This is a genomic window from Actinomadura sp. NPDC048955 (assembly GCF_040649435.1).
GTDB classification, from domain to species: domain Bacteria; phylum Actinomycetota; class Actinomycetes; order Streptosporangiales; family Streptosporangiaceae; genus Spirillospora; species Spirillospora luteofluorescens.
The window spans coordinates 242,003-254,463 of sequence record NZ_JBEZJI010000007.1 but is presented as its reverse complement, the minus strand read 5'-3'; the positions used below and the strand labels follow the sequence as shown (position 1 = coordinate 254,463).

General features: G+C 73.4%; 13 protein-coding genes. 5 read left to right on the top strand and 8 right to left on the bottom strand.

The features are described 5' to 3' along the window. Positions 1 to 173: 173 nt before the first annotated feature. The 3 genes from AB0C84_RS10605 to AB0C84_RS10595 form a co-directional block, all read right to left on the bottom strand. Positions 174 to 2,294 carry a SpoIIE family protein phosphatase gene (locus AB0C84_RS10605; RefSeq protein ID WP_258938813.1) on the bottom strand — a complete coding sequence of 707 codons (2,121 nt, stop codon included), beginning with the start codon at positions 2,292 to 2,294 and terminating at the stop codon, positions 174 to 176. Between the two features lie 98 nt (positions 2,295 to 2,392). Next, positions 2,393 to 3,022 carry a TetR/AcrR family transcriptional regulator gene (locus AB0C84_RS10600; protein WP_179843003.1) on the bottom strand — a complete coding sequence of 210 codons (630 nt, stop codon included), beginning with the start codon at positions 3,020 to 3,022 and terminating at the stop codon, positions 2,393 to 2,395. A gap of 27 nt (positions 3,023 to 3,049) precedes the next feature. Next, on the bottom strand, positions 3,050 to 4,621 hold the full coding sequence (locus AB0C84_RS10595; protein WP_179843004.1) for an MFS transporter: 1,572 nt from the start codon (positions 4,619 to 4,621) through the stop codon (positions 3,050 to 3,052). Positions 4,622 to 4,774: 153 nt separating this feature from the next. On the opposite strand from AB0C84_RS10595, the gene panB reads away from it, so the two are divergent. Next, the gene (panB, locus tag AB0C84_RS10590) at positions 4,775 to 5,626 is read left to right on the top strand and encodes a 3-methyl-2-oxobutanoate hydroxymethyltransferase (RefSeq protein WP_361063745.1); all 852 of its coding nucleotides are present in this window, start codon (positions 4,775 to 4,777) and stop codon (positions 5,624 to 5,626) included. Between the two features lie 97 nt (positions 5,627 to 5,723). Here the strand turns inward: panB and AB0C84_RS10585 are convergent, their stop codons facing one another. From AB0C84_RS10585 to npdG, 4 genes are all read right to left on the bottom strand, one after another. Continuing rightward, on the bottom strand, positions 5,724 to 6,473 hold the full coding sequence (locus tag AB0C84_RS10585; RefSeq protein WP_246395845.1) for a hypothetical protein: 750 nt from the start codon (positions 6,471 to 6,473) through the stop codon (positions 5,724 to 5,726). Between the two features lie 10 nt (positions 6,474 to 6,483). Continuing rightward, positions 6,484 to 6,807 (bottom strand): hypothetical protein, encoded by a 324-nt coding sequence (locus AB0C84_RS10580; protein ID WP_179843006.1) that lies wholly within the window; start codon positions 6,805 to 6,807, stop codon positions 6,484 to 6,486. Between the two features lie 77 nt (positions 6,808 to 6,884). Continuing rightward, positions 6,885 to 7,946 carry an NAD-binding protein gene (locus AB0C84_RS10575; protein ID WP_361063740.1) on the bottom strand — a complete coding sequence of 354 codons (1,062 nt, stop codon included), beginning with the start codon at positions 7,944 to 7,946 and terminating at the stop codon, positions 6,885 to 6,887. Positions 7,947 to 8,000: 54 nt separating this feature from the next. Further along, on the bottom strand, positions 8,001 to 8,696 hold the full coding sequence (gene npdG, locus AB0C84_RS10570; RefSeq protein WP_361063737.1) for an NADPH-dependent F420 reductase: 696 nt from the start codon (positions 8,694 to 8,696) through the stop codon (positions 8,001 to 8,003). A gap of 99 nt (positions 8,697 to 8,795) precedes the next feature. Between npdG and AB0C84_RS10565 the strand changes: the two genes are divergently transcribed. Next, complete coding sequence (locus AB0C84_RS10565) at positions 8,796 to 9,383, top strand: hypothetical protein (RefSeq protein WP_361063763.1); 588 nt, start codon at positions 8,796 to 8,798, stop codon at positions 9,381 to 9,383. Here AB0C84_RS10565 and AB0C84_RS10560 read toward each other — a convergent pair whose 3' ends face one another. Then, complete coding sequence (locus AB0C84_RS10560; RefSeq protein WP_179843009.1) at positions 9,384 to 9,560, bottom strand: hypothetical protein; 177 nt, start codon at positions 9,558 to 9,560, stop codon at positions 9,384 to 9,386. A gap of 68 nt (positions 9,561 to 9,628) precedes the next feature. Here AB0C84_RS10560 and map point away from each other — a divergent pair, with 68 nt between their 5' ends. From map to AB0C84_RS10545, 3 genes are read left to right on the top strand one after another with little or no spacing between them, the layout of a single operon-like run. Further along, entirely contained in the window at positions 9,629 to 10,480 is an 852-nt protein-coding gene (gene map, locus AB0C84_RS10555) for a type I methionyl aminopeptidase (RefSeq protein WP_258938806.1), read from the top strand. Between the two features lie 58 nt (positions 10,481 to 10,538). Then, positions 10,539 to 11,228 carry a helix-hairpin-helix domain-containing protein gene (locus AB0C84_RS10550; RefSeq protein ID WP_179843011.1) on the top strand — a complete coding sequence of 230 codons (690 nt, stop codon included), beginning with the start codon at positions 10,539 to 10,541 and terminating at the stop codon, positions 11,226 to 11,228. Between the two features lie 19 nt (positions 11,229 to 11,247). Continuing rightward, positions 11,248 to 12,300: a DNA polymerase ligase N-terminal domain-containing protein gene (locus AB0C84_RS10545; protein ID WP_361063732.1), complete on the top strand. Its 1,053-nt coding sequence runs from the start codon at positions 11,248 to 11,250 to the stop codon at positions 12,298 to 12,300. Positions 12,301 to 12,461: the final 161 nt, after the last annotated feature.

Sequence of the window (12,461 nt, the reverse complement as noted above, 5' to 3'; positions counted from 1 at the left end):
GAGCGCAGCGAGCGCAACGCGCATGCCCGCCGACGCAGGCGACCGCAGCGACGCCACACAAGCCGTCACAGGCACAACCGACCGCAACGGCGGCGCGAGGATCGCCTGCGTCGCAACGGGGGTTCCAGGGGGTCGCCCCCCTGGAAAGACACAGCCCCCCTGGGAAAACACAGCTACTCGCGGTGGTGGAGTTCGCCGGGCCAGGCCTCTTCGGGCCAGGCGTTGACCTGCTCCGAGGCGTCGGGGTCGACGCCGGGGACGATCTGCTCGCACCAGACGACCTTGCCCGCGGCGGTGCGGCGGCTGCCCCAGCGGTGGGCGAGCTGGCTGACGACCAGGAGGCCGCGGCCGTTCTCGTCGTCGTCCTCGGCGCGGCGCAGGCGCGGCAGGGCGGCGGAGCGGTCCAGGACCTCCAGGACGAGGGTGCGCTCCAGGAGGAGCCGCAGCTCGATCGGGCCGTGGGCGTAGCGGAGCGCGTTGGTGATGAGCTCGGACGCCAGCAGCTCGGTGGTGTAGTCGAGGTCCTCCAGACCCCATTCGGCCAGGCGTGTGCTGACGAGACCGCGGGCGCGGCGGACGGCGGCCGGGTCGGCGGGCAGCGTCCAGGAGGAGTAGCGGTCCTGGGGGAGGCGGCGCAGCCGGGCGATCAGGACGGCGATGTCGTCGCGGTGCTGGTCGGCGTAGACGCCCGCGAGGGTGGTCTTGGCGAGGTCCTCCATGGAGCGGTCGACCGAGTCGCGCCCGAAGATCTTCTGGAGGCGGGCGAGGCCGTCGTCGATGTCGCGGCCCCGGTTCTCGACCAGGCCGTCGGTGTAGATCACGAAGAGGCTGCCGTCCTCGACGGCGAACTCGCGGCTCTCGATGGCCGAGCCGCCCGAGACGCCGAGCGGCGGGGCGGGCGGGACCTGCAGGTACTCGTTGTCGCCGGCGGGGCTCGCCAGCAGCGGCGGCAGGTGCCCGGCGGAGGCGATCTCGATGGTGCCGCTGGTCGCGTCGTACACCGCGTAGACGCAGGTGGCGAAGTGCGGCTCCTGCTCGCCGAGCTCGATCATCAGCTCGTGCATGACGTGCAGGGCGTCGGCGGGCGGCAGCTCCAGGTTCGCGAGCGTGTGCAGGGCGGTGCGCAGCCGCCCCATGGTGACGGCGGCGCGGACCCCGTGCCCGGCGACGTCCCCGACGATCAGGGCGACGCGGGCGCCGGGCAGCGCGATCGACTCGTACCAGTCGCCGCCGACCTCGACGAGCTTGCTGCCCGGCAGGTAGCGGTGCCGGACCTCGACCGAGGACGGCGCGGACAGCCGCATCGGCAGCAGGCTGCGCTGCAGCGCGAGCGCGGTGGCCCGCTCGCGGCTGTAGAGCCGGGCGTTGTCGATGACGATGGCGGCGCGGGCGGCGAACTCCATGCCGATCTCGACGTCGTAGGCGTCGAACTTGCGGAACCCGGGGATGCGGGTGCAGGCGATGAAGCCGAGCAGCGTGTCGCGGGCGATCATCGGCAGCAGCACCATCGACACGTTGGACAGCAGCTCGCCCGCCGGGCCGCGCCGCCACAGCCGGCCGATCTCGCTCGCGCGGTCCACCTCGATGTGCGGCAGGTGGACGGGCCGGGCGGTCTCCATCACCTGCCGGTACGGGGTGCCCTCCGGGAAGACGAGCACCTCGCCGACGGGGAACGTGGACGTCCAGGCCGGGTTGCCGTCGTCGGAGGTGACCGCGATGCGGCGCAGCACCGCCGAGCCGGACTCGGCGTGCACCTCGTCGGCGGCGACCAGGCTCTCCAGCACCAGCACCGAGGCGACGTTGCAGAAGTGCGGGACGACGACGTCGACGAGGCCGCGGGCGGACTGGTCGAGGTCGAGCGTCGCGCCGAACCGGGTGAGCGGGTCGTCCATCAGGGCGCGCCGCATGAGGGCCGGGTCCTGGTAGCGCTCGCTCGGCGGCAGCTCGACCCGGATGAACAGCAGTGCCGCGGGCGCCGCGCCCGCGCCGCCGCCGAGCATCGGCTGCACGGTGAGCAGGGCGTCGGCGGGGGCGCCGCCGTCGCCGCGCAGCACGCCCATCACGCCGTTGCGCTCCTGCCCCGCGCCGTTGGCCTCCAGGAGCGTCTCCAGCTCGGCCTTCGCCTCGTCGCCGACCAGGTCGGTGGCGGGCCGGCCGATCAGCTCTTCGGGGGCACGGCCGAGGACGGCCTTGGCGTTGGGGCCGCACTGCACGATGTGCCGTGCACCGTCGATGCCCAGGACAAGGGTCCGGGACGCCGAATCGGTGGCTGGCGCTTCGCCTCGCGGCGCCATGACGGATCTCACCTGACGCGCTCCAGACAGCCGGTCGTCTCAGCACTACCCAGCGACAGTATGGGGCATGACCACGCGGTAAGGGGAGAAGATCGCGCTTACCGCGCCGAAAACCGCCCCTCGTCCGCTTCCGGACGGCTCTGCGGGGCGTTCTCGATGCCCCGCAGGAGGGTGTCGACGACCGCGTCGGCGTACCCCTCGGGGAACGTCTCCTGCGGCCGCTTGGCGGTCAGGGAGCCGAGCAGCAGCGACATCGCGACCTCCACGTCGAGGTCGGGGCGCAGTTCCCCGGAGTCGACCCCGCGGCGGATCACCTTGCGGATGACGTCGCGCCGCGGCTCGATGACCTCCTGCCGGTAGCGGGCGTACAGCTCGGGGTACTTCTCCGCGCCGCCGACGACATTCCAGAAGCACCGCGAGTAACGGCGGTGCCGGTCGCCCTCGAACCGCCGCGCGATCGCGGTGAGGTCCTCGCGGGCTGAGGCGCCGGACGGCTCGGGCAGCGGCTCCTTCACCGCGCCGAGCGCGTGCACGATCAGCGCCTCCTTGCTGGGCCAGCGCCGGTAGATCGTCGTCTTGCCGACGCCGGCGCGGGCGGCGACCGCCTCGATGGAGACGCCCGCCACCCCGGACTCCTCGGCCAGCAGGTCCAGAGTGGCCTCGACGATGGCCTTGCCGGCGCGCTCGCTGCGAGGCCGCCCCGCGTGCCGCCGCTCGGTCCCGGTCATGATCCCCTCACCCTGCCACACCGGCCGTCACACGGCGGCCTTCTCCGGCTTCTCCGGCCGCCGTTCGGCGGCCGCCCGCTCGGGCGGCGCCGCGACGCGGCCCGGCATCCACTTCAGGACGACCAGGGCGCCGACGAAGGAGATCACGGCGGCGGCGACGGACGCGGCGTGCATGGCGTGCACGAAGGCGGCGTCGGCGGGGCCGACGAGGCCCTGCCCGGCGGGTCCCATCTGGGCGGCGACGGCGTGCGCGCCCTCGATCGACTCGGCGGCGGCCTGCCGCGCGCCCGCGGGCAGCGCGGCGAGCTCGTCGCGCAGGTCACCGCGGTAGACGGAGGCGACGACGGAGCCGAGCACGGCCACGCCCATCGCGACCGCGACCTGGCGGGCGGTGTTGTTGATGGCCGATCCGGCGCCGGCCTTCTCGCGGGGCAGCGCCGACATGACCGACTCGGTGGCGGGCGGCATCACGTTGGCCATCCCCACCCCCTGCACGAAGAAGATCGCGCCGAGGATCCACAGGGAGGTGTGGACGCCGACGAACTGGTAGCTCGCCAGCGCGACGGTGACCAGCAGCAGCCCGACCGTGCAGACCGCCTTGGCGCCGAAGCGGCGCACCATGGCGGCGCTGCGCGGGGCGAAGGCGAGCTGCGCGACCGCGAACGGAAGCACCATGGCGCCGGACTGCAGCGGCGTCAGGCCGCGCACCGACTGCATGTAGAAGTTGGCGAAGAAGAACACGCCGGTGGCGGCGAAGAAGCACAGCGCGATCGACGCGACGGCGGCCGACATGCGGGCGTCCTTGAACAGCCGGACGTCGAAGGCCGGGGACGCGGTGCGGGCCTCGTGCCACACGAACAGGGCGAGGACGGCGGCGCCGGCGAGGATGGGGCCGAGCACGGGGAGCTCCAGCCACTCGCCCTTCTCGCCGCCCTGGATGATCCCGTACGACAGGACGACCAGCCCGATGACCGACAGGACCACGCCGACCGGGTCGAGCCTGCCGGGGGCGGGGTTGCGCGACTCGGGGACCAGGAACGCCATCAGGGTGACGCCGGCCGCGATGACCGGCACGTTGATGAGGAAGACCGAGCCCCACCAGAAGTGGGCGAGCAGCAGGCCGCCGGTGAGCGGGCCGATGGCGACGCCGAGGCCGACCGCGCCGGCCCAGATGCCGATGGCGCGGGCGCGCTCGTGCGGCTCGAAGACGTTGGTGATGATCGACAGCGTCTGCGGCATGACCGCGGCGCCGCCGAGGCCCATCAGGGCGCGGGCGTAGATGAGCTGCTCGGGCGACTGCGCGTACGCCGACGCGAGCGAGGCGAGGGCGAACACCGCCATGCCGCCGACGAGCACGCGCTTGCGGCCGATCCGGTCGCCGATCACGCCGAAGGTGAACAGCAGGCCGGCGAAGACCAGCGTGTAGGAGTTGATCGCCCATTCGAGCTGGCTCTGGGTGGCGCCGAGACCCTTGTCCGGGTCGGCGATGGTCTTGAGCGCGACGTTGAGGATGGTGTTGTCGAGCACCACCACCAGCAGGCTCATGGTCAGGACGCCGAGGATGTACCACCGGCGCCGCTGGATCGTCTGGGGGTCCATGTCGATACGCAACGGTATCGTTTCGGAATCTGTTCCCGGCCCGGCGGAGAAAATTCTGGAATGGGGAGGGGTACCCGAATCGTTGGTCAGGTGGCACCATCGGTTTCGTCTGGGTACGCCACAGTGGCGCCTCAAGACCAGCGGAGGTTCTGCATGTCTTCTTCCGTCGCACCCCCGGCACAGCCGACCGCACTCTACGGCGGTACGAGCGGGCGCAGGGTGACCGTACGCGACATCGCCGCGGCCAAGCAGCGGCACGAGAAGTGGCCGATGCTCACGGCCTACGACGCGCTCACCGCGCGGATCTTCGACGAGGCCGGCATCCCCGTGCTGCTCGTCGGCGACTCCGCCGCGATGGTGGTCTACGGCTACGACTCGACCATCCCCGTCACCGTGGACGACCTGATCCCGCTCACCGCGGCCGTCGTCCGCGGCTCCAAGCGCGCCATGGTCGTCGCCGACCTGCCGTTCGGCTCCTACCAGACGGGCGTCACCGAGGCGCTGACGGCCGCCACCCGGTTCCTCAAGGAGACCGGCGCCCACGCGATCAAGCTGGAGGGCGGCCGCCGGATCATCCCGCAGGCCGAGGCGATGGTCGCCGCCGGCATCCCGGTGATGGGCCACCTCGGCCTCACCCCGCAGTCGGTGAACGTGTTCGGCGGCTACCGGGTGCAGGGCCGCGGCCAGGACGGCGACGAGCTGATGGCCGACGCCAAGGCGCTGGAGGCGGCGGGCGCGTTCTCCGTCGTCCTCGAATGCGTGCCCGAGGACCTCGCCGCGCGCGTCACCGCGTCCCTGTCCATCCCGACGATCGGCATCGGCGGCGGCAACCAGACCGACGCGCAGGTCCTCGTCTGGCAGGACATGGCCGGGCTCACCCCGCACACCGCGAAGTTCGTCAAGAAGTTCGCCGACATGAACGCCCTGCTCGGCGAGGCGGCCCGCGCCTACGCCGACGAGGTCGTCAGCGGCGTCTACCCGGCGCCGGAGCACACCTACCACTGACGGGCACGGGCCCACTGCCCGAACAGGCCCACCCCCGCACGGCCGCGCCGCCCGGCGCGGCCGTGTGTGCTTTCCGGCCGAGGGGCGGTGGCGTTCGCTACTGGTCGGGGTTGGAGCGGACCGGTTCGGGCCGTGCTCCGGCACCGGCCCGGCCGCCCTCGTGGTCCTGGCCGTCGCGCGGCGGCGGGAGGCGGCGCGGGGCCGCGCCGTCCGCCGTGATCTCGTCGCGGAGCGTCTCCACCGCGGAGCGCAGCACGTCGGGACCGGCGACGTTCATCAGCAGCAGCCCCAGGTTGAGGGCCATCTGGCCGTCGGTCATCTCGCTGCCGGCGAGCGCGTCCACGGCCGTGCGCAGGTCGGCCTGGTCCTCGGCGGACACGTTCTGCAGCAGGCCGAGGCAGTACGTCGGCAGCGCGAGCCGCGACTTGGCGAACGAGACGCCCCGCATGATCTCGCCCGCCTCGTGCGCGCGGGTCTTGGCCTGCATCCGGTCGACGCCCCGGTCGGCGGCGGCGAGCAGCGAGGTCAGCAGCGTGCTCGGCCCCACCGCGACGTCCTCGTCGCCGACCCGCACGGTGAACACCGCGCTGCGGAACACCATCATCGAGCCGAGGCTCGCCACGAGCACCTGCGTCGCGTCGGCGACGTGCGGCGACTGGACGCCGAACCGCCAGCCGAAGGTGTGCAGGAGCAGCAGCGAGCCCGCGCCCGCTCCCCCGTTGATCAGCACGTACGCCCAGGTGCTCGGCACCCGGACCAGCGTGGTGGGGCGGTCCCGGTACCGGCTGACCAGCTCGGCGATGCCGACCAGGCAGCTCAGCGAGACGGCGACGACGTATCCGATCATCGGGCCGCGGTCACTCCCCGGTCAGCCGGACGACCTCGTCGATCTCCCGCTCCACCGCGACGAGGCCGCGCTCGCGCAGCGCGTCCACGGCGCCCGCGACCTCCAGCAGCCCGAGGCGGGTGGCGTGGTGGATCTGCTCCAGGGACAGCGGGCCGTTGGCCGCCCGCAACTGCGCCAGCACGCGGCGGCACGCGTCCTCCGCGCCGGGCTCGGCGTACCCGGCGGCGTGGCCGGGTTCACCGGCGGGCGCCGCGCCCGGCGGCCGGACCCCGCCGCTCCGCCCGGAAGGTGCCAGGAACGCGCTCCACGGATCTGCCGACCGGTTCTCTCTCATGCCCATCCCGCCTGTCGCCACTGCGATCGTACGTCAGGACTAGGACGCGCCGCAGGCCGAAACCGCTCCCCGGCAGGTCAGTGATCGTGCTCCTCCGGGCCGTCCGGCGGGCCGGAGGAACGGGAGGAGGACCGCGCCACGATCAGCCGGTCGCCCGGTTCGAGGGCCGCGCAGCCGGCGTCGTCGAACGGCAGCAGCCGCCCGCCCCGCACCACCGCCAGCGCCGGGGCGCGCACGGCGCCGATCGGGCCGCCGACCTCGTCCGGGTGGACCTCGCGCTCGACCAGGTCGAGGCCGCTCCCCTGCTCCAGCAGGTCCTCGATGACCTCGCCGACGCTCGGCTGCGTGGTGGAGACCCCGAGCAGCCGCCCCGCCGCCTCCGAGGAGGTCACCACGTGGTCGGCGCCGGACTGGCGCAGCAGCGGGACGTTCTCCGACTCGCGCACCGCCGCCTGGATGCCGGCGCGCGGGTTGAGCTGCCGGGCGGTCAGCGTGATCAGCACCGCGGTGTCGTCGCGGGCGCTCGCCACCACGATCTCGCGGGCCCGCTGGACCGAGGCCTGCCGCAGCACCGAGCTGCGGGTCGCGTCCCCGACGACGCCCGCGAACCCGGCCTCGGCGGCCTCGGCCACCACCCGCGGGTCGGGGTCCACGACCACGATCGACTCGGGCGGCACCCCGGTGCTCAGCAGGGTCCTGATGGCGCTGCGGCCCTTCGTGCCGTAGCCGGCCACCACGATGTGGTCGCGCACGCGTGCCCTCCAGCGGGACCTGCGCCAGTCGTCGCGGGTGCGTTCCGCCAGCACCTCGAGGGTCGTGCCCACGAGGACGATGAGGAACAGCACCCGGACGGGCGTGATGAAGACGATGTTGACGAGCCTCGCGCCGTCCCCGACCGGGGTGATGTCGCCGTACCCGGTCGTGGACATGGTCACCGAGGCGTAGTAGAAGGCGTCCAGCAGCGACAGCCGCCCGTCGCCGGTGTCGCGGTACCCGTCGCGGTCGAGGTAGACCACGGCCACGACCATGAGCAGCAGGACGAACGCCAGCCCGACCCGCTTCGCCACCGCGCGCAGCGGCCCCGTCCGGGCCGACGGCAGCAGGACGAGCGGCCGTCGCGCGGCGTCCGGAGCGTTCATCCTGGCACCGTAGTCATCCTGGCACCGTACCGGGGCGGACCGCCCGAGGCGCGGTCAGACGTCCGTGATGCGCAGCCCGGCGTGGGCCTTGTAGCGGCGGTTCATCGAGATGAGGTTGGCGGTGAACGCCTCGATCTGGTGGGCGTTGTGCAGCCGCCCGCCGTAGACGCCGCGCATGCCGGGGATCCGCCCGGCGAGGGCCTGGACGAGGTCGGTGGCCTCCCGGTCGTTGCCGAGCACCAGGACGTCCAGCTCCATCTCGTCCACCTCCGGGTCGAGCAGCAGCCTGGCCGACACGTGGTGGAAGGCGGCCACGACCCGGCTGTCGGGCAGGACGGCGGCGGCCTGCTCCGCGGCGCTGCCCTCCTCGACCGGCAGCGCGAACGCGCCCTTGCCCTTCTCGAAACCGAGCGGGTTCACGCAGTCCACGACGATCTTGCCGGCCAGCTCGGCGCGCAGCGACTCCAGCGTGGCCCTGTGCCCGTCCCACGGCACCGCCACGATCACGACGTCGGACCCTCCGGCCGCGACCGGGTTCTCCGCGCCGGAGACGGGCAGGCCGGCGCCGAGCTCGTCGGCGGCGGCCTGGGCGCGCTCGGCCTTGCGGGACCCGATCGTGACCCGGTGCCCGGCCAGCGCGAACCGGCGCGCGAGGCCCTTGCCCTGGTCTCCCGTCCCGCCCAGGATGCCGATGGTCAGGCCGCTCGCGTCCGGAAGGTCGTACGGCGTCTTCTGCTGCTGCTCAGTCATGCGGCCGAGTCTGCCAGGCGGCCCCGCCGGAGCCCGGCGCCGGGCTCCCGCATGGGAGAAAGGGCCTGCCCGGGAGGCGGGGTGAGGCACCATGGTGCCGTGGACGCCGAGCAGATATCGATGTTGCGCGAGGTCCTGTCGGCGACGGGCTGGCTGGAGCGGACCGAGGAGTTCGGCCGGGCCCTGCGCGTCACCTCCCGCACCCCCGGCGGGCTGCTGCTGGTCGGCACTCCGGCCGGCGATCCGTGGCATCTGGCGGCGCACCTCGACGACGAGAGCCGGCTCGGCGACGCGCCCGGCCTCGCGCCCACGCTGGTGCGCTGGCGGCCTCCGGCCGGCGCGCCCGCGCATCTGCGGATCGGGCTGGAGCGGCTGGAGGCGGCCCGGCGCGGCGAGACGCTGTTCGTCGTCGCCGAGGAGGGGGCGCCCGTCCCGCTGCTGGAGCGGGTGGACGACGCGCGCCGCACCGGGGCGACCGTCCTCGCGCTGGAGGGCGGCGACCACGAACTGCGCGGCCTCGCCCACGAGGCGCTGACCGTCCCGCCGGGTGAGGCCCTCATGTCGTTCGACGGGGCGCAGCACCTCGTCAGCGCGGCCGCGGGCCGGGAGCCGGCGCGGAGTCCGCGCGGGCTCCGGCGCCGCCTCGCCCGCCTCCTCGACGCCGTCTCCGGCCCGGCCGTGGACTAGTCAGTCCTCGTTCTGCCTGCGCCACGCCTCGTTGCGCTCGCGGGCGATGGCCATGGCGTCCGCCGCCTCGCCCTCGGTCCGGTACGGGCCCATGCGGTCCTTGCCGGGGCAGCCGGCCCCGTGCTCGGGCTTCATGTGCTTCAGGCAGAACCACCAGTCACCGTCGTCACCGGCCATCGGCGCTCCTCTCGATCATGCGCTGGCACCGGAGTGTGCCCGCATCGCGCTGACTACACTCCATCACTATGACGACCCAGTTGCTCCGGCCCGGACGCGTCTCCCCCATGCGCAAGGTTCCCTCGAACATTCCGCGCCCGGAGTACGTGGGGAAGAAGCGGCCGCGGACGGGCGAGCCGGACGTCAAGACGCCCGAGATCATCGAGCGGATGCGGGTCGCCGGGAGGATCGCCGCGCAGGCGCTGGAGGAGGTCGGCAAGCACGTCCGGCCGGGGATCACCACCGACGAGCTCGACGCCGTCGGGCACGAGTTCATGCTCGACCACGGCGCCTACCCCTCCACGCTCGGCTACCGGGGGTTCCCCAAGTCGCTGTGCACCTCGATCAACGAGGTGATCTGCCACGGCATCCCGGACGACACGGTCCTGCGCGACGGCGACATCATCAACGTCGACATCACCGCCTTCGTCGACGGCGTGCACGGCGACACCGACGCGACGTTCCTGTGCGGGGACGTCGACGAGGAGTCGCGCCTGCTGGTGGAGCGCACCCACGAGGCGGCGATGCGCGGCATCCGCGCGGTCAAGCCCGGCCGGGCGCTGAACGTGATCGGGCGGGTCATCGAGTCCTACGCCAAGCGGTTCGGGTACGGCGTCGTGCGCGACTTCACCGGGCACGGGATCGGCACGACGTTCCACTCCGGCCTCGTCGTCCCGCACTACGACGACCCGGCCGCCACGACGATCATCGAGCCGGGCATGACGTTCACGGTCGAGCCGATGCTGACCCTCGGCACCGCCGAGTACGACATGTGGGCCGACGGCTGGACGGTCGTGACCAAGGACCGCAGGCGCACGGCGCAGTTCGAGCACACGCTGCTGGTCACCGAGGACGGCCACGAAATCCTCACCCTGCCGTGACCCTTCCCTCGGTCTAGAGTCCGAATCGCCCATATCCGGCCCGGGAGACCCTCGAGAGATGAACGCCCCAGCGCCGTACGAGCCGAGGGTTCCCTCCGACAGCATGCCGCCGGGGCAGGCCGCGCTGAGCGTGACGTGGGCGGCGCTGCCGTTCCTGACGCTCGGCTTCGCCACGCCCTTCACGTTCGCCGCCGCGCTGCTGTGGCGCCGGAGCCTGCACCTGCTGGTGTCGACGGTCGCGTACGCCGGGGTGTTCGTGCTGATGCTGTCCATGCTCTCCGGCAACGGTGAGGACGAGGGCACCGTGCGGTTCGCCGGCATGCTGATGTCCGTCCTGGCGTTGGTGGGCTGCGGGCACGCCTTCCTGATCCGGCGGAAGGTGTTCGACCCGCACGGGCTGTCGGGCGTCGACAACGAGGCCGTGGTGGAGCGGGTCAAGCGGCAGCGGCTGCTGCGGGAGAAGGCGCGGGTGCTGGCGGCGTCCGACCCGGGGCTGGCCAAGGAGCTGCGCATCGGACGTCCCGACCTGCGGCGCCAGTACAACGACGGCGGGCTCGTCGACGTCAACCACGCATCCGCGGAGGCTCTGACGCTGCTGCCCGGCATCACCGCGGAGCTGGCGGCCACGATCGAGCGGGTCCGGGCCGAGACGGGCGGGTTCATGTCGGCCGAGGAGCTGTCCGCGGTGGCGGGGCTGCCGCCCTCCCTCACCGGCGATCTGGCCGACTACGCCGTCTTCATCCGCTGAGCGCGGGTATGCAGCGGGCGTGACCCCGAAGAAGCCCAGGAAGCACGACGCTCCCCCGGCCCGCGAGGGCGACCGGCTCGACGACTACCGGGGCAGGCGCGACCCCGGGCGGACGCCGGAGCCCGTGCCCGCGAGCGAGGCGCTGCCACGCGGGGACGACGACACGTTCGTCATCCAGGAGCACCACGCGACCAGCCTGCACTGGGACCTGCGGCTCGAACGCGACGGCGTGCTCGTCTCGTGGGCCGTGCCGAAGGGCCTGCCGTGGAGCCCGGAGACCAACCACCTCGCCGTGCACACCGAGGACCACCCGCTGGAGTACGCCGCCTTCGAGGGCGAGATCCCGCGCGGCGAGTACGGCGCCGGGACGATGACCATCTGGGACCGGGGGACCTACGAGACGGAGAAGTGGTCCGAGCGCGAGGTGAAGGTCGTCATCCACGGCTCGCGCGTGTCCGGCCGCTACGTGCTGTTCCGGACGCGCGGCCGGAACTGGATGATCCACCGGATGGACCCGCCCGCGGACGCCGGCGCCGAGCCGCTGCCGGAGTCGCTGCGCCCGATGCGGCCGCAGGAGCGGGCCCGCCTGCCCCGCGACACCGGCGCGTGGGGGTTCGAGTTCGCGTGGGGCGGCAGGCGGCTGGCCGCCTACGTCGAGGGCGGCCGGACCCGGTTCACCGACGGGCGGGGCCGCGCCGTGGACGGCCCCGGCGGGCTCGGCTCCCGGCTCGGGGCGCAGCTCGGTGTCCGGCCCGCGCTGCTGGACGGGGAGCTGGCCGTCCTGGACGGCCGCGAGACCTACATGATCTACGACGTGCCGCATCTGGACGGGCACCCGCTGCTGGACGTCCCCTACCGGGAGCGGCGGGAGCGGCTCGACGACCTCGGCCTGTCGGGCCCGCGCTGGCAGACCGCCCCCTGGTTCCCCGGTGACGGCGCCGCGGTCCTGGAGGCGGCGCGCGACCAGGGCCTGCCCGGCGTCGTCGCCAAGCGTCTGGACTCCCCCTACGAGCCGGACGAGGAGTCCGGCGCCTGGCGGCTCGTCCCGGCCCGGCCCGCGAAGCGCCGCTGACCCGACGCCGGCCCGCCCCGAGGACGCGGAAAGCCCTGTGTCCAGGGCGGAACCGGCGGGAGCCTCCGGGCATCAAAAGGACGTGACGCCGCGTTCGGCGCGTCTTCGCCGAAAACGATCAGGAGCGGATTAGAGTCCCGCCCTGAGACGGGGCGGCGGTA

Excerpts from the sequence above, each read along its gene's own strand:
- AB0C84_RS10600 (WP_179843003.1), bottom strand. The coding sequence starts at position 3,022 with ATGACCGGGACCGAGCGGCGGCACGCGGGGCGGCCTCGCAGCGAGCGC.
- AB0C84_RS10580 (WP_179843006.1), bottom strand. The coding sequence starts at position 6,807 with ATGAGAGAGAACCGGTCGGCAGATCCGTGGAGCGCGTTCCTGGCACCT.
- npdG (WP_361063737.1), bottom strand. The coding sequence starts at position 8,696 with ATGACTGAGCAGCAGCAGAAGACGCCGTACGACCTTCCGGACGCGAGC.
- map (WP_258938806.1), top strand. The coding sequence starts at position 9,629 with ATGACGACCCAGTTGCTCCGGCCCGGACGCGTCTCCCCCATGCGCAAG.
- AB0C84_RS10550 (WP_179843011.1), top strand. The coding sequence starts at position 10,539 with ATGAACGCCCCAGCGCCGTACGAGCCGAGGGTTCCCTCCGACAGCATG.
- AB0C84_RS10575 (WP_361063740.1), bottom strand. The coding sequence starts at position 7,946 with ATGAACGCTCCGGACGCCGCGCGACGGCCGCTCGTCCTGCTGCCGTCG.
- AB0C84_RS10595 (WP_179843004.1), bottom strand. The coding sequence starts at position 4,621 with ATGGACCCCCAGACGATCCAGCGGCGCCGGTGGTACATCCTCGGCGTC.
- AB0C84_RS10560 (WP_179843009.1), bottom strand. The coding sequence starts at position 9,560 with ATGGCCGGTGACGACGGTGACTGGTGGTTCTGCCTGAAGCACATGAAG.
- AB0C84_RS10605 (WP_258938813.1), bottom strand. The coding sequence starts at position 2,294 with ATGGCGCCGCGAGGCGAAGCGCCAGCCACCGATTCGGCGTCCCGGACC.
- panB (WP_361063745.1), top strand. The coding sequence starts at position 4,775 with ATGTCTTCTTCCGTCGCACCCCCGGCACAGCCGACCGCACTCTACGGC.
- AB0C84_RS10585 (WP_246395845.1), bottom strand. The coding sequence starts at position 6,473 with ATGATCGGATACGTCGTCGCCGTCTCGCTGAGCTGCCTGGTCGGCATC.